Consider the following 15,629-nt stretch of genomic DNA (forward strand, 5'->3'; position numbering starts at 1 on the left):
GGAGCCTTCCGGGCTCCCGCTCTCCCTAGGGCGCCGCGGGCAGCCGCGCGCCGTCCTTGCGCAGCGGCACCGGCTCACCGCCGGCGTCCACCACCTCGCGGGCTCCCAGCGGCGCGTCCAGCCGCACCGTCTGCTGGTACTGCTTGGCGATCAGGATGCAGACCTTGTCCGGCCAGGGCGTCTCGGTCACGGTGACCGTGACCCGGTCGCCGCTCTCGCTCGCCGTGGCCTCGTAGGCGGCGCACACCCCGCCGGTGAAGGTCACCGTCAGCTCGCTGCCCTCGGCGGTGTAGCCCTCGACGGCGACCTCGCGTGCGGCCGGCGCCGAGGTCGGCCGGTCACCGTCCCCCGGCTTCGCCGGCTGCGTGCCGGTTTCCCCGGACCGCGCCCGCGGTGCGAGGTATTCCGGTTCGACCGCCGGGTACGTGACCGTGCCGCCGTCCTGCGCCTTCGTCGGCCGCACCTCGAACAGCCAGGACGGTACGAGCGCCTGCTGCCCGTCCACCGAGTGCGCGGCCAGCCCGAACACCGCCTTCTCGACGGTGACCGTGTCCTTGGCGGGCAGGGTCGTCGCCGTGGCACACGGCTCCTGCCGCGCCTGCCGGCCATCGCCCTCCAGCGGTACGGGAGTGGCGCAGCCGCCGATCTCCGCGCGGTCATCGGCGCCCGGCGCCGTGTTCATCAACTCCAGCGCCTCCTCGGCGCTCACGACGGGGTACGTGTCCGCCTTCACCGGCGTCGACAGCCGGCCGCTGCCGCCGACCACCTCACCGTCGGCACCGACGACCACCCCGGTCGTCCAGCCGTACGTCGGTAGCCCGCCGACCACGGGTTCCGCGTTCACCACCCGCTTGACGCCCGTCATCTGGCCGGCGTCGAGCTTCGCGTCGTCCTGGCCCAGCGCCTTCAGCACGGGTGCGGCGGCCTTCTTCGCGGCCTCCTCGCTCACCGCCGGACCGCCGACCGGCGGGATCTTGCACGTCTCGCCCTTGCTGTCACAGGCGTCGGGGCCGGGCGTGTACCGGCTGAACGTCCACGTGCCGGGGGCGCTGCGGTCCACCCGCAGCGTGGGCCCGCTGCCGTCCTTGCCGCCGATCCGCCAGGCCTCGCCCTCCGCCACCGGCTTCCCGTCGACCCCGAGCGCCTTCGCGAGAACGGTCACCTGCGCCTCGGTGATCTGCCCCCGGGCGCGGTACACCGGCGCCGAGCCGGGACCCTCGGGGAGCGGGCCGTCGGCGCGGTAGGCGGCGCCGTACGGGTTGGGCTCACCCGGCGCGATGCCGTGCGTCCCGCCCTCGGCGTAGGCGTCGAGGGTGAGCGGCGGGGGAGTGCCGTCCCCGTTCGCTCCCGGAGTCGTACCGCCGCCCGACCCGTCGGAGGCACTGGCCGCGAGATACGCCCCGCCGCCCCCGACCAGCAGCACCGCCGCGGCCACCGCCGCGACCAGCCCTGGCGACCGCCACCGCCCGACGCCGTGACCGTCACCGCCGCCGTGCGCGTCGCCGGGACCCCCGCCCGCACCATGACCCCCACCGGTACGCCCCTCACCCGCCCCGGACACCGGGGCGGCGGCCCGTACGGCGGAGGGCTCGGCCTCGGCCTCGGTCTCGGCCTCGGCCGCCCCCGGCCTCGGCCCCGCGGCCGGGGCAGACGACGCACCGGCCCCCGGGGCATCGGCCCCCGGAGCACCGGCGGCCGGAGACCCGGCCTCCGGGCCTTCGGCCGCCACTTCCCCGCCCTGGGCCGGGAGAGTGCGCGCCTGCTCGAGTCCGGCGGCCCGGTCCTCGGTACCGTCCGGCTTCGCGGCCTCGGCCCCTGCGCTCCCGGCCGACAGGGCTCCGGGTGCCGCGCCTCCGGACTCGTCCCCGTGCGCCTTCTCGGGCCCGCTCCCCGGCGCCCGGGTCTTACCCCTGTCCGCCTCCGAGACCTCACCCCCGCCGGCTGCGGCGTCCCGTGCCGAAGTCTCGCTGGCGTCAGGCCGTGGAGCCTCGGGCTCCGCTCCGGGTGCTGTGCTCGTGTCCGAGGTCTTCGGCGCCGACAGTCCGGTGACGTCGGCCGGTACGGAATCGGCCTGCGCGTCCTCGGTGCCTGGAGCTTTCCTCCCGAGGGCTTCGCCCTCGGGCCGCCGGGCCCCGGCCGGCACGGCCTCTCCGGGCCCGCCCTCCGCGTCCCGCTCCTGACCGCCGCCCGCCGCCGCGGTGCCGGTCGCTGCGTCGTCGGCCCGTGCGGGGCCGGTGGGGGCGTCGTCCGCCTCCGGGGCCTCGGTCCCGGCCCGGAGGGCCTTCGACGGCCCGCCTGCCGGGAGATCGCCCCGGGAAGGCTCGCTCTTCAGCGCCCGGTCGCCGTCGGCCTCGGCGCCCCCGGTGTCCCCTTCCGGTCCCCCGGCCCCGTCCGTCCCGGAAGCGGGCGCTTCGGGGGAGGAGCCGGGCGTGGCGGCGTCGTCCCGGGGCCGTCCGCCCTGCGGGGGGCTGTTCTCCGCGCCGTCGGCCGAAGCGCCCCCGGTGTCGCGCGCGCTACCGGAGGCCTGTGCCTCGGCGTCGTCGTTGTCGGGTCGCTCGGTGTTCACCGCATCGCTCCTTCGGCTGCACAGCTGTCCCTGAAGACCCTGCCCGGTCGCACCGGGACTGCTGACGGGTCGTATCCCGCATCCCCTTTACGGGGGACAGCGATGGGACGCAACGGAGGAGCGCACGGTTCCCCGGACGCCGATCCGGCCGCAGGAGAACTCGGCTCAGTCGCCGTACTCCGACATCTCGTCCAGCAGACGGGCCGAGGACGAGGGGACGGACACGCCGTGGATCAGGGACGGGGAGACCGGGCGTGCGGAGCCCCGGTCCGGTGCCGTCCAGCGGCGAGCCATCCGGGCGCAGTCGCCGCGCAGCGACGCGAGGTCGCCGTCGAGGTCGGCCTGAGTGGGGGCGTGGACCTTGAGGTTCGTCATATCGGCACCGTATGCATGCAGCGGGTCACGAAGAAAGATCTACTATCGGGTAGTTTTGCCGGGCTTCATCGGGTGGCTCCCACCAGATAGCGTGGACTGTCAATCCCCCTCCCTCAGGAGAGTCCACGCCGTGCGCATCGCAGTCACCGGCTCCATCGCCACCGACCACCTCATGACCTTCCCCGGCCGCTTCGCCGACCAGCTCGTCGCGGACCAGCTGCACACGGTCTCGCTGTCCTTCCTGGTCGACACCCTCGATGTACGCCGGGGCGGCGTGGCCGCGAACATCGCCTTCGGCATGGGCCAGCTCGGCACCCGGCCGATCCTGGCCGGCGCCGCGGGCTTCGACTTCGACGAGTACCGCGCCTGGCTGGAGCGGCACGGCGTCGACACCGGGTCCGTCCGCATCTCCGAGACGCTGCACACCGCCCGCTTCGTGGTCACCACGGACGCAGACCACAACCAGATCGGCTCCTTCTACACGGGGGCGATGAGCGAGGCCCGGCTGATCGAGCTGAAGACCGTCGCCGACCGCGTGGGCGGTCTCGACCTGGTCCTCATCGGCGCCGACGACCCGGAGGGCATGCTCCGGCACACCGAGGAGTGCCGCTCCCGGAACATTCCGTTCGCCGCCGACTTCTCCCAGCAGATCGCCCGGATGAACGGGGAGGAGATCCGGATACTGCTGGACGGGGCGACCTACCTCTTCTCCAACGAGTACGAGAAGGGGCTCATCGAGAGCAAGACCGGCTGGACCGACGCCGAGATCCTCGCCAAGGTCGGCCACCGCGTCACCACCCTCGGCTCCCGCGGCGTGCGCATCGAGCGCGCCGGCGAGGACCCCATCGAGGTCGGCTGCGCCCAGGAGGAGCGCAAGGCGGACCCAACCGGAGTGGGCGACGCCTTCCGCGCCGGCTTCCTGTCCGGACTGGCCTGGGGCGTCTCGCTGGAGCGTGCCGCGCAGGTGGGCTGCATGCTCGCCACCCTGGTCATCGAGACCGTCGGCACCCAGGAGTACCGGCTGCGCCGCGCCCACTTCATGGAGCGCTTCGCCCGGGCCTACGGCGACGAGCCCGCGGCCGAGGTGAAGAAGCACCTGGCCTGACACACCGGCGGTTCACGAACCGCGGGGGCCACCGGACCCCCGCGGTCCCGGACCCCCGCCGTTCATGAGATCCGGCGGACCACATAGGCCGAGCCCCGGTCCGCCGGCTCCTCACCCACGTACTCCTGCTCGCGCATCTCGCACCACGCCGGGATGTCCAGCCGAGCCGCCTCGTCGTCCGCGAGGACCCGTACCGTGCCGCCCACGGGCACGTCGCCGATCACCCGGGCCAGCTCGATCACCGGGACCGGGCACCGCCGGCCCAGCGCGTCCACGACCAGCGCGTCCACGGCCGGGGCGCCGCTCTCCTCGGCGCCCCGTTCCGCGCCCCGTACACCCCCGGCCGGCACCGGCGCCCCCAGCTTCTCCCGTACCCCCGCCACCACCCCCGGCAGGACCTTCAGGAACCGCTCGACGTCCTCGGCCGGTGTCCCCGGCGGCAGCGAGACGCGGACGTTGCCCTCGCTCAGCACCCCCATCGCCCTCAGCACATGGCTCGGGGTGAGCGTGCTGCTCGTGCACGACGAACCGGACGACACGGAGAAGCCGGCGCCGTCCAGCTCGTGCAGCACCGTCTCCCCGTCGACATAGAGACAGGAGAAGGTGACGATCCCCGGCAGCCGCCGCTCCGGATCGCCGGTCACCTCCACGTCCGGCACCAGCTCCGGCACCCGGGTGCGGATCCGCTCCGTCAGTTCCCGCAGCCGGGCCGCCTCCCCGGCTGCCTCGGCACGCACCGCCCGCAGCGAGGCCGCCGCGGCCACCACCGCCGGGATGTCCTCGAACCCGGCCGCCCGCCCCGACTCCCGTTCGTCCAGCGGCCCCCGGGGAGCGAACCGCACCCCCTTGCGCACCACGAGCAGCCCGACACCCGACGGGCCGCCCCACTTGTGGGCGCTCGCCGTGAGCAGCGACCAGTCGCCCGCCACCGGCCCCCAGCCCAGCGACTGGGCCGCGTCCACCAGCAGCGGCACACCCACCGCCCGGCACGCCTCGGCGACCTCGGCCACCGGCTGCACCGTTCCCACCTCGTGGTTGGCCGACTGGAGACAGGCCAGCGCGGTGTCCGGCCGCAGCACCCCGGCGAAGGCGTCCGGAGCCACGGCCCCCGTGCGGTCCACCCCGACCACGGTGACCGAACCGCCCTGCGCTTCGTGGACTTCAGCCGTATGGAGTACAGAAGAATGTTCGACCGCTGACACGATCAGGTGGCGTCCGACGCGCCGCCGCCCGGCCAGCGCACCCTCGATCCCGGCGTGCACCGCCCGGGTGCCGGACGGGGTGAACACCAGCTCGTCCGGGCGGCATTCCACCGCCTCCGCCGCAGCCTCGCGCGCCGCGTCCAGCAGCAGCCGGGCCCTCCTGCCCTCCCGGTACAGTCGCGCCGGATCGGCCCACCCCTCGTCCAGCGCGGCCAACAGGGCCTGACGGCCGACGGGATGGAGCGGAGCGGCGGACGCGGCGTCGAAGTAGGCCATACGGCAACGGTAAGCCGCGGGCGGGGAGGACGAGGGGACGGGGAGGGGTGAGGGTGCGGGTGCCCGGCCACGACCGGGGGTGCCTCCCACGCCCTTCGGACAGTGGGAGGCCGGCGCACGAACACCCCGGAGCCCTTTACGCCTGCCGTGCCGGGCCGTTGCCACCGCACAAGCCGCACCTCTGGCCATTGGGTACGCCCTTCCCACCCCTTCGGGGTGACGGGCGGCGCGTATGCCCCCCTCCCCGCGAGCCCCCGAAAGGCGTCGGCTAGGGTTTGGTCCGCATAAACATCCAAACCCCTGCCCGACGCAGGGCGGCGACCGACCAGCGAGAAGGCCAGGCCGCAGCCGTACAGCGCGGGCGAGACTCTCGGGAAGGCGCTACGTGAGTCCCAACGGCTCCGACCGCTCGCCGCGGCGCCCGACGCGGCGGAAGCTGCTGCAGGCACTGACCGCGGGCCTGGTCCTGGCAACCGCCACCGGTTGCACATGGGAGGACTTCCCCCGCCTTGGTATGCCCACCCCCACGTCAGAGGGGGCCGAGCGAATCCTCTCCCTGTGGCAGGGATCCTGGGCCGCCGCGCTCGCCATCGGCGCGCTGGTGTGGGGCCTGATCCTGTGGAGTGCTTTCTTCCACCGGCGCAGCCGCACCAAGGTCGAGGTACCTCCGCAGACCCGGTACAACATGCCCATCGAGGCGCTGTACACCGTGGTTCCGCTCATCATCGTGTCAGTCTTCTTCTACTTCACGGCCCGGGACGAGTCCGAGCTGATGAAGCTCGAGAAGCCCGACGTGACCGTCAACGTCGTCGGCTTCCAGTGGAGCTGGTGCTTCAACTACATCGAGAACGTCCCCGGTTCCTCCGGCAACGCGAAGACCTCCAAGGAACTCGACGGGATCCCGGACCGCTACAAGGATGACTTCCCGGCCAACGCCGGCGGTGTCAACGACTGCGGTACCCCCTCCACGCGGAACCCGCAGACGAACAACCCGGGCCCCACCCTGTGGCTGCCCGAGGGCAAGCGGGTCCGGTTCGTCCTGACCTCGCGCGACGTCATCCACTCCTTCTGGGTGGTGCCGTTCCTGATGAAGCAGGACGTCATCCCGGGTCACACCAACGCCTTCGAGGTGGTCCCCAACCGTGAGGGCACCTTCCTCGGCAAGTGCGCCGAGCTCTGCGGCGTGGACCACGCCCGGATGCTGTTCAACGTGAAGGTCGTTTCCCCCGAGCGCTACGAGCAGCACCTCAAGGAACTCGCCGAGAAGGGGCAGACCGGTTACGTTCCCGCCGGCATCGCGCAGACGAGCCACGAGAAGAACCGGGAGACGAACAAGCTGTGAGCATCCTCAACGAACCCCAGGGTGCCGCGGCTGCTGTGGACTCCTACGAGAGTGAGCAGCCGGCCCGGCGCAAGCAGCCCGGCAGCGTGGTCGTCAAGTGGCTGACGACCACTGACCACAAGACGATCGGCACGCTGTATCTGGTGTCGTCGTTCGTGTTCTTCTGCATCGGTGGCGTGATGGCGCTCGTCATGCGCGCCGAGCTGGCCCGGCCGGGCCTGCAGATCATGTCGAACGAGCAGTTCAACCAGGCGTTCACGATGCACGGCACGATCATGCTGCTGATGTTCGCGACGCCGCTGTTCTCCGGTTTCGCGAACTGGATCATGCCGCTCCAGATCGGCGCGCCCGACGTCGCCTTCCCGCGGCTGAACATGTTCGCCTACTGGCTGTACACGTTCGGCTCGCTGATCGCGGTCGGCGGTTTCCTCACCCCGGACGGGGCCGCCAGCTTCGGCTGGTTCGCCTACTCCCCGCTGTCGGACGCCATTCGCTCGCCGGGTCTCGGCTCCGACATGTGGATCATGGGTCTGGCCCTCTCCGGCTTCGGAACGATCCTCGGTGCGGTCAACTTCATCACCACGATCATCTGCATGCGCGCTCCCGGCATGACGATGTTCCGCATGCCGATCTTCACCTGGAACGTGCTGCTGACCGGTGTACTGGTCCTGCTCGCCTTCCCGGTGCTCGCGGCGGCGCTGTTCGCGCTGGAGGTGGACCGGAAGTTCGGGGCCCACATCTTCGACGCGGCCAACGGCGGGTCGCTGCTCTGGCAGCACCTGTTCTGGTTCTTCGGCCACCCCGAGGTGTACATCATCGCGCTGCCGTTCTTCGGCATCGTCTCGGAGATCATCCCGGTCTTCTCCCGCAAGCCGATCTTCGGCTACATGGGTCTGATCGGCGCGACGATCGCGATCGCGGGTCTGTCGGTGACGGTGTGGGCGCACCACATGTACGTCACGGGCGGTGTGCTGCTGCCGTTCTTCTCGTTCATGACCTTCCTGATCGCGATCCCGACCGGGGTGAAGTTCTTCAACTGGGTCGGGACCATGTGGAAGGGGTCGCTGAGTTTCGAGACACCGATGCTCTGGTCGGCGGGCTTCCTGGTGACCTTCCTCTTCGGTGGTCTCACGGGCGTCATCCTGGCCTCGCCGCCGCTGGACTTCCACGTCTCGGACTCGTACTTCGTGGTGGCGCACTTCCACTACGTGGTGTTCGGCACCGTCGTCTTCGCGATGTTCGCCGGCTTCCACTTCTGGTGGCCGAAGTTCACCGGCAAGATGCTCGACGAGCGGCTCGGGAAGATCACCTTCTGGACGCTGTTCGCCGGATTCCACGGCACGTTCCTGGTCCAGCACTGGCTGGGTGCCGAGGGCATGCCGCGCCGTTACTCCGACTACCTGGCGGCCGACGGCTTCACCGCGCTGAACACGGTCTCCACCATCGCGTCGTTCCTGCTCGGCCTGTCGATGCTGCCGTTCTTCTACAACGTCTGGAAGACGGCCAAGTACGGCGAGAAGGTCGAGGTCGACGACCCGTGGGGCTACGGCCGTTCGCTGGAGTGGGCCACCTCCTGCCCGCCGCCGCGGCACAACTTCCTCACCCTGCCGCGGATCCGCAGCGAGTCCCCGGCGTTCGACCTGCACCACCCGGAGATCGCCGCGCTCGACCAGCTGGAGAACGCCGGTCACGGTGAGAAGGTCCTCTCCGGCGGCAAGGAGGCCGGCAAGTGAAGATCCAGGGCAAGATGTTCATCTGGCTGAGCGCCTTCCTGCTCACCGTGGCGATCGTCTACGGCGTGTGGTCGAAGGAGCCGGCCGGCACCACGGCCCTCTTCCTGGCCTTCGGCCTGAGCATCATGGTCGGCTTCTACCTGGGCTTCACCGCCCGGCGGGTCGACGTGGGTCCTCAGGACAACAAGGAGGCGGACGTCGCCGACGACGCCGGCGAGGTCGGGTTCTTCAGCCCGCACAGCTGGCAGCCGCTCGGTCTCGGCCTCGGTGGCGCGGTCGCCTTCCTGGCCGTCGCCGTCGGCTGGTGGCTGATGTACTTCGCGGCACCGCTGATCCTGCTCAGCCTCTGGGGCTGGGTCTTCGAGTACTACCGCGGTGAGAACCGCACCCAGTAGTACGCGCCAGTAATACGGGCGACCCGCGCAGGGCCCGGACACTCCGCCAGGATGGTCCGGGCCCTGCGTCGCGTCCTGCCGTAAAGAACATCACTCGTTCGAGTTATCCAGCGCGCCACGGTTGACGAGGTTACCTAGCGTGAGGTCATGAGATGTGACCCCCGAAACCGCACTGTCGTCGGCTGCACGCTGCTGGTGATCGCCCTCGGTGCGGGCGTCACCGGCTGCTCCTCCGGCGGTGACCCCCTGTCCGCCGAGCCCTACGACGCCGCGGACCGGATCAGCTTCAGCGGTCCCTCCGAAGGGAAGAAGGCCGACCCGGACAAGCCTCTGGAGATCGTCGCCGAGGACTCCGACGGGCGCATCACCGACGTGACGGCAGTGGACGCCGCAGGCCGCCATGTGGCGGGCGAACTCGCCGCCGACGGCAGCCGCTGGCACAGCATCTTCCCGCTGGCCGCCGACGCCGACTACACGGTCCGGGTCAGCACCGAGGACGAGGGCGGGGCGCGGGGCCGCAAGGTCCTCGCCTTCACCACGGGCAAACCCCCCGCCACCAAGAGCCTCGGCGTCACCTTCGGGCCCGGAACAGGCACCTACGGCGTCGGTCAGCCGCTCACCGCCACGCTGACCGCGCCGGTCCGGGCCCCCGCCCAGCGTGCCGTCGTGGAGCGCGGCCTGAAGGTGTCCTCCACACCCGCGGTGGAGGGGGCCTGGCACTGGGTGGACGACAAGGTGCTCCACTTCCGCCCGAAGAACTACTGGCCCGAGAACGCCACCGTCAGGATGCGCAGCAACCTGGAGGGCATCGGGATCGGCGACCGGCTGAGGGGCGGCAAGACCGCACCACTGACCCTCAGGACCGGAGACCGGGTCATAGCCATCACCGATGTCGCCGCGCACCGGTTGACCGTCCACAAGAGCGGTGAGGAGATCAGGACGATTCCCATCACCGCCGGCAAGGCCGGTTTCGAGACCCGCAACGGCGTCAAGGTCGTCCTCGCCAAGGAACGCTTCGTACGTATGCGCAGCAGCACCGTCGGCATCGCCGAGGGCTCCGCCGACTCGTACGACATGGACGTCCACTTCGCCACCCGGGTGACCTGGAGCGGCGAGTACGTGCACGCCGCCCCCTGGTCCGTCGGCTCCCAGGGCTACGACAACGTCAGCCACGGCTGCGTCGGCATGAGCACCGACGACGCCAAGTGGTTCTTCGACACGTTCCGGCAGGGCGACCTCGTCGAGGTCGTCAACTCGGGCGGCAGCACCATGGAGCCGTTCAGCAACGGCTTCGGCGACTGGAACCTGAGCTGGGCCCAATGGCGCAAGGGCAGCGCCCTGGTGGGCGACACCGGGGCCGGTCCCGCACCCGAGGAGAAGGCACGCCTGCGCCCCCAGCCGGCGTGATCCGCCGGAGACACGGGGGCCGGCACGCCCTCCCCCCGGCTCTTCGAGCAGGGGGCGCCCCCAGCGGCGCTGTCGTCACTCGCCGGCTCCCCCACTCCCGGCTTCGCTCGAGCGGGGGACCCCATGAGCGGGGGCCCATGAGCGGGAGGGGTCCCATCGATCCGCGTCGACCCCCTCCTCCGCCGTGCGGCCGAACGCACCAGCCCTCGTTCGACCCAGCCGGACAGATGCCGCCGGTCACCTCCGACTTGGTCCGCCGGACAGCCCCTAAGCGTTCAGAGCGTGCTTCTGGCGCAGCAGGGAGGCCAGGGCCGAGGCGAACTCCGCCGGGTCCACCGGCAGCGTCACAGCGGCCTCCGCACGGCTCCAGGTGGCCAGCCAGGCATCCTGGGGCCGGCCGATGAGCAGCAGTACCGGCGGGCACTGGAAGATCTCGTCCTTGATCTGCCGGCACACGCCCATGCCGCCCACCGGCGACGACTCGCCGTCCAGGACGCAGACGTCGATCCCTCCCCGCTCCAACTCCTTGAGGACGGCCGGGAGGGTCGCGCACTCCACGAACTCCACGAGGGGTACGTCCGGGGCCGGCCGCCGGCCGGTGGCGAGCCGCACCTGCTCCCGGGTGCCTGCGTTGTCGCTGTAGACCAGCACCGTGGCGGTCGCCTGCATTGTTCCTCCACGCTTCCGAGGGGGCACGGCATCGTCCGGCACCCGTGGTGCCGATGGCGCGGATGCTACCCCTTCCGGCAGCTTGTCAACACTGGTTCGGACACCGCTTCGATGGGCTGTCCGGGCAGTACACGACGGGCGAACACACCGAACGGCACCCCCCGGGGTGAGGGCGGGATAAGCGACCGACATAATGTCGGCGTGGCGACAGCAACGACAGTAGATACCGGGCACGCGCACCCGTCGGTCAATCGACCGAACCTCACCAGCGTCGGAACCATCATCTGGTTGAGTTCCGAGCTGATGTTCTTCGCGGCCCTCTTCGCGATGTACTTCACCCTGCGATCGGTGACTGGACCCGACTTCTGGTCGGAGAGAGCCGGCACGCTGAACTTCCCGTTCTCGTTGACGAACACCACGATCCTGGTGCTCTCCTCCCTTGCCTGTCAGCTCGGCGTTTTCGCCGCCGAGCGCGGTGATGTGAAGAAGCTCCGGGCGTGGTTCATCGTCACGTTCATCATGGGCGCGGTCTTCATCGGCGGTCAGGTCCTCGAATACACCGAGCTGGTCAAGCACGAGGGCCTGTCCCTCTCCTCCGACCCCTACGGCTCGGTCTTCTACCTGACCACCGGCTTCCACGGCCTGCACGTGCTGGGGGGTCTCTTCGCCTTCCTGTTCGTCCTGGGCCGGACCTACGCGGCTCGGAGGTTCACCCATGACCAGGCGACGGCGGCCATCGTCGTGTCCTACTACTGGCATTTCGTCGATGTCGTCTGGATCGGCCTCTTCGCCACGATCTACATGATCAAGTAGGCGGACCCGAATCCGCGCGCTCGAAGAAGCGCACTTACCAGAAGCATCGACGCAGAAAATCCTGACACCGGGGTAATCCGTGAAAAAGCTCTCCGCACGACGACGCCACCCGTTGGCGGCGCTCGTCGTTCTGCTCCTCGCGCTGGCATGCACCGGGGGGCTGTACGCCGTGTTCGCACCCGCGAGCAAGGCGCAGGCCGACGAAACCGCCCAATCCCTCACCATCGAGGAGGGCAAGAAGCTCTACGCGGTCGGCTGTGCCAGCTGCCACGGCACCGGTGGGCAGGGCTCCACCGACGGTCCGAGCCTGGTGGGCGTGGGCGCAGCGGCCGTCGACTTCCAGGTGGCCACCGGCCGTATGCCGGCCGCCACCTCGCAGGCCGCGCAGCTTCCGAAGAAGAAGGCCATCTACACCCAGGCCGAGATCGACCAGCTGGCGGCGTACATCGCCTCCCTGGGCGCCGGCCCGGCCGTTCCCACCGCGGAGCAGTACGGCCCCGAGGGCGCCGACATCGCCAAGGGCGGTGAGCTGTTCCGCAACAACTGCGCGCAGTGCCACAACTTCACCGGCCAGGGCGGTGCGCTCACGCACGGCAAGTACGCCCCGGCTCTGAAGGACGTGAACCCCAAGCACATCTACGAGGCCATGCTGACCGGCCCGCAGAACATGCCTTCCTTCCCCGACGGTTCGCTGTCGGAGCAGAACAAGAAGGACATCATCGCCTACGTGACGACGGTGAACGGCGATGAGGCCGTGAGCCCCGGCGGCCTGTCGCTGGGCGGGCTCGGCCCGGTCTCCGAGGGTCTGTTCGCCTGGATCTTCGGACTCGGCGGGCTGATCGCGGTCACCGTCTGGGTCGCCGCTCGGACCGCAAAGGTCAGGAAGTCATGAGTACCCAAGAGACTCCCGAAGAGAAGCTGCCCGCAGGGCAGGACACCGCGCACGGCGCGGTGCGCGTCGCGGACGAGGAGAACCCGTTCGCCGACCCGGGGCTGCCGCCCCACGAGCCGCGGGTCCAGGACATCGACGAGCGGGCCGCCAAGCGGTCCGAGCGTACGGTCGCCCTGCTGTTCACGCTGTCGATGCTGGCCACCGTCGGCTTCATCGCGTCGTTCGTGACGATCCCGGTCGACAAGTCCGTCTACATCTTCCCGCTCGGTCACATCGGCGCGCTGAACTTCGCGCTCGGTATGACCCTCGGCATCGCTCTGTTCGCCATCGGCGCCGGCGCGGTCCACTGGGCCCGCACGCTGATGTCGGACCACGAGATCGCCGACGAGCGGCACCCGATCTCCGCGCCGCCGGAGGTCCGCGAGAAGGTCATGGACGACTTCCGCCAGGGCGCGAAGGAGTCCGCGCTCGGACGGCGCAAGCTGATCCGCAACACGATGTTCGGCGCGCTGGCCCTGTTCCCGCTCTCCGGAGTGGTCCTGCTGCGCGACCTCGGTCCGCTGCCCGAGACCAAGCTCCGCCACACCGCGTGGAAAAAGGGCAAGCTGCTCATCAACATGAACACGAACGAGCCCCTGCGGCCGTCCGACCTCGTCGTGGGCTCGCTGACCTTCGCCCAGCCCGAGGGCCTGGACCCGCACAAGCACGGGTTCATGGACGAGATCGCCAAGGCCGCCCTGATGATCGTCCGTATCAAGCCGGAGGACATCAAGGACAAGCGCGAGCTCGCGTGGTCGCACGAGGGCATCGTCGCGTACTCGAAGATCTGCACCCACGTCGGCTGCCCGATCTCCCTGTACGAGCAGCAGACGCACCACGCGCTGTGCCCCTGCCACCAGTCCACCTTCGACCTCTCCGACGGGGCCCGGGTCATCTTCGGTCCCGCCGGTCACGCCCTGCCGCAGCTGCGTATCGGTGTGAACGACGAGGGCTATCTCGAAGCGCTCGGCGACTTCGAAGAACCCGTCGGTCCGTCCTTCTGGGAGCGCGGATGAGTACCACGACCAGCACCACGAATCCGTCCGGCGCCGAAGGGCCGGGCCGCTCCCGCGGGAAGGCCCCGGCCGGTGAACGGGTCGCAGACTGGGCCGACGGCCGGCTGGGGATCTACTCCCTGGCCAAGGCCAACATGCGCAAGATCTTCCCCGACCACTGGTCGTTCATGCTGGGTGAGGTCTGCCTCTACAGCTTCATCATCATCATCCTCACGGGTGTGTACCTGACGCTGTTCTTCCACCCGTCGATGAACGAGGTGGTGTACCACGGCAGCTACGTCCCCATGCAGGGACAGCTGATGAGTGAGGCCTACAAGTCGACGCTGGACATCAGCTTCGACGTCCGTGGCGGTCTGCTGATCCGGCAGCTCCACCACTGGGCCGCGCTGATCTTCCTGGCCGGCATGTTCGTGCACATGATGCGCGTGTTCTTCACCGGCGCGTTCCGCAAGCCGCGTGAGATCAACTGGCTGTTCGGCTTCCTGCTGTTCGTCCTCGGCATGTTCACCGGTTTCACCGGCTACTCGCTCCCGGACGACCTGCTCTCCGGCACCGGTATCCGCTTCATGGAGGGCGCGGTCCTGTCCGTGCCGATCGTCGGCACGTACCTCGCGTTCTTCATCTTCGGCGGGGAGTTCCCGGGGGACGACTTCATCGCCCGGTTCTACTCGGTCCACATCCTGCTGCTGCCGGGCATCATGCTCGGCCTCGTGGTGGCCCACCTGATCCTGGTCTTCTACCACAAGCACACGCAGTTCGCGGGCGGCGGCAAGACCAACAAGAACGTCGTGGGCATGCCGCTGCTGCCGGTGTACATGGCGAAGGCCGGAGGCTTCTTCTTCCTGGTCTTCGGTGTGCTGTGCGTCGTCTCGGCGGTCGCGACGATCAACCCGATCTGGAACATCGGCCCCTACCGGCCGGACATGGTCTCCACGGGAGCCCAGCCCGACTGGTACATGGGCTTCTCCGAGGGCCTGGTCCGTGTGATGCCGGGCTGGGAGATCAACTTCTGGGGCCACACGCTCGCCCTGGGCGTGTTCGTCCCGCTGATGATCTTCCCGTTGGTCCTGGTGTCCATCGCGGTCTACCCGTTCATCGAGTCCTGGATCACCGGCGACAGGCGCGAGCACCACATCCTGGACCGCCCGCGCAACGCGCCGACCCGCACCGCCTTCGGCGTCGCGTGGATGGCCTGGTACTTCGTGCTCCTCGTCGGCGGCGGCAACGACCTGTGGGCGACGCACTTCAACCTGTCGATCAACGCGATCACCTGGTTCGTGCGCGTCGGCTTCTTCGTCGTACCGGTGGTCACGTTCATCATCACCAAGCGGATCTGTCTCGGCCTCCAGCGCCGGGACAAGGACAAGGTGCTGCACGGCCGCGAGTCGGGCATCATCAAGCGCCTGCCGCACGGTGAGTTCATCGAGGTCCACGAGCCGCTCAGCCAGGAGCAGCTGTACACCCTCACGGCGCACGAGCAGTACCAGCCGGCCGAGATCGGCCCGCTCGTCGACGAGAACGGTGTCGAGCGCAAGGTGAAGCCGCTCGAGAAGCTGCGCGCCAAGCTCAGCAAGGGCTACTACGGCGAGGAGTCCCAGATTCCGAAGCCGACCGTCGAGGAGTACCAGGAGATCACGAGCGGCCACGGCCACCACTGATCCCCGCACCGCCTCAACCGCCTTACCGGGCAACCGAGTCGCCACACGACTGCGAAGGGCCCCCGTCCGAGGACCGGACGGGGGCCCTTCGTCGTGCCCCGGGATCGATAGGGTGGGGACGAAACCCCTACCCATCCGTCT

General features: G+C 69.9%; 13 protein-coding genes. 9 read left to right on the forward strand and 4 right to left on the reverse strand.

What is annotated here, in order from left to right; all coding sequences use genetic code 11:
- Nucleotides 1-25 precede the first annotated feature (25 nt).
- Nucleotides 26-1,834 (reverse strand): hypothetical protein, encoded by a 1,809-nt coding sequence (locus ACFP2V_RS09755; protein ID WP_381208917.1) that lies wholly within the window; start codon nucleotides 1,832-1,834, stop codon nucleotides 26-28.
- Between the two features lie 897 nt (nucleotides 1,835-2,731).
- Entirely contained in the window at nucleotides 2,732-2,941 is a 210-nt protein-coding gene (locus tag ACFP2V_RS09760) for a hypothetical protein (protein ID WP_381208531.1), read from the reverse strand.
- Between the two features lie 130 nt (nucleotides 2,942-3,071).
- On the opposite strand from ACFP2V_RS09760, the gene ACFP2V_RS09765 reads away from it, so the two are divergent.
- Complete coding sequence (locus tag ACFP2V_RS09765) at nucleotides 3,072-4,046, forward strand: carbohydrate kinase family protein (protein WP_381208534.1); 975 nt, start codon at nucleotides 3,072-3,074, stop codon at nucleotides 4,044-4,046.
- Nucleotides 4,047-4,108: 62 nt separating this feature from the next.
- Here ACFP2V_RS09765 and ACFP2V_RS09770 read toward each other — a convergent pair whose 3' ends face one another.
- Complete coding sequence (locus tag ACFP2V_RS09770; RefSeq protein ID WP_381208537.1) at nucleotides 4,109-5,524, reverse strand: cysteine desulfurase/sulfurtransferase TusA family protein; 1,416 nt, start codon at nucleotides 5,522-5,524, stop codon at nucleotides 4,109-4,111.
- Between the two features lie 385 nt (nucleotides 5,525-5,909).
- On the opposite strand from ACFP2V_RS09770, the gene ctaC reads away from it, so the two are divergent.
- From ctaC to ACFP2V_RS09790, 4 genes are all read left to right on the forward strand, one after another.
- On the forward strand, nucleotides 5,910-6,866 hold the full coding sequence (ctaC, locus tag ACFP2V_RS09775; protein ID WP_381208540.1) for an aa3-type cytochrome oxidase subunit II: 957 nt from the start codon (nucleotides 5,910-5,912) through the stop codon (nucleotides 6,864-6,866).
- Complete coding sequence (gene ctaD / locus ACFP2V_RS09780) at nucleotides 6,863-8,599, forward strand: aa3-type cytochrome oxidase subunit I (protein WP_381208543.1); 1,737 nt, start codon at nucleotides 6,863-6,865, stop codon at nucleotides 8,597-8,599. Before ctaC ends, ctaD begins: the two co-directional genes overlap by 4 nt.
- Nucleotides 8,596-8,994 (forward strand): cytochrome c oxidase subunit 4, encoded by a 399-nt coding sequence (locus ACFP2V_RS09785; RefSeq protein WP_381208546.1) that lies wholly within the window; start codon nucleotides 8,596-8,598, stop codon nucleotides 8,992-8,994. The genes ctaD and ACFP2V_RS09785 overlap by 4 nt, the downstream gene beginning before the upstream one ends.
- Before the next feature lie 147 nt (nucleotides 8,995-9,141).
- Nucleotides 9,142-10,401, forward strand: a complete 1,260-nt coding sequence (locus tag ACFP2V_RS09790) for a L,D-transpeptidase (protein WP_381208549.1) — start codon at nucleotides 9,142-9,144, stop codon at nucleotides 10,399-10,401.
- A gap of 267 nt (nucleotides 10,402-10,668) precedes the next feature.
- On the opposite strand, the gene ACFP2V_RS09795 is transcribed toward ACFP2V_RS09790, so the two are convergent.
- Entirely contained in the window at nucleotides 10,669-11,070 is a 402-nt protein-coding gene (locus tag ACFP2V_RS09795; RefSeq protein WP_381208552.1) for a DNA-binding transcriptional response regulator, read from the reverse strand.
- Nucleotides 11,071-11,271: 201 nt separating this feature from the next.
- Here ACFP2V_RS09795 and ctaE point away from each other — a divergent pair, with 201 nt between their 5' ends.
- The 4 genes from ctaE to qcrB all read left to right on the forward strand — a co-directional run bounded on the left by ctaE (nucleotide 11,272) and on the right by qcrB (nucleotide 15,488).
- Nucleotides 11,272-11,883 carry an aa3-type cytochrome oxidase subunit III gene (gene ctaE / locus ACFP2V_RS09800; RefSeq protein WP_381208555.1) on the forward strand — a complete coding sequence of 204 codons (612 nt, stop codon included), beginning with the start codon at nucleotides 11,272-11,274 and terminating at the stop codon, nucleotides 11,881-11,883.
- A 79-nt stretch (nucleotides 11,884-11,962) separates the two neighbouring features.
- A complete protein-coding gene (qcrC, locus tag ACFP2V_RS09805) occupies nucleotides 11,963-12,775 on the forward strand; it encodes a cytochrome bc1 complex diheme cytochrome c subunit (RefSeq protein ID WP_381208558.1) in 813 nt (270 codons plus the stop codon).
- On the forward strand, nucleotides 12,772-13,830 hold the full coding sequence (qcrA, locus tag ACFP2V_RS09810; protein WP_381208561.1) for a cytochrome bc1 complex Rieske iron-sulfur subunit: 1,059 nt from the start codon (nucleotides 12,772-12,774) through the stop codon (nucleotides 13,828-13,830). The genes qcrC and qcrA overlap by 4 nt, the downstream gene beginning before the upstream one ends.
- A complete protein-coding gene (gene qcrB, locus ACFP2V_RS09815; protein ID WP_381208564.1) occupies nucleotides 13,827-15,488 on the forward strand; it encodes a cytochrome bc1 complex cytochrome b subunit in 1,662 nt (553 codons plus the stop codon). Before qcrA ends, qcrB begins: the two co-directional genes overlap by 4 nt.
- Nucleotides 15,489-15,629: the final 141 nt, after the last annotated feature.

The organism is Streptomyces incanus, assembly GCF_042656345.1.
GTDB lineage: Bacteria > Actinomycetota > Actinomycetes > Streptomycetales > Streptomycetaceae > Streptomyces > Streptomyces incanus.

Excerpts from the sequence above, each read along its gene's own strand:
- ACFP2V_RS09760 (WP_381208531.1), bottom strand. The coding sequence starts at position 2,941 with ATGACGAACCTCAAGGTCCACGCCCCCACTCAGGCCGACCTCGACGGC.
- ACFP2V_RS09770 (WP_381208537.1), bottom strand. The coding sequence starts at position 5,524 with ATGGCCTACTTCGACGCCGCGTCCGCCGCTCCGCTCCATCCCGTCGGC.
- ACFP2V_RS09790 (WP_381208549.1), top strand. The coding sequence starts at position 9,142 with ATGAGATGTGACCCCCGAAACCGCACTGTCGTCGGCTGCACGCTGCTG.
- ACFP2V_RS09795 (WP_381208552.1), bottom strand. The coding sequence starts at position 11,070 with ATGCAGGCGACCGCCACGGTGCTGGTCTACAGCGACAACGCAGGCACC.
- qcrA (WP_381208561.1), top strand. The coding sequence starts at position 12,772 with ATGAGTACCCAAGAGACTCCCGAAGAGAAGCTGCCCGCAGGGCAGGAC.
- qcrB (WP_381208564.1), top strand. The coding sequence starts at position 13,827 with ATGAGTACCACGACCAGCACCACGAATCCGTCCGGCGCCGAAGGGCCG.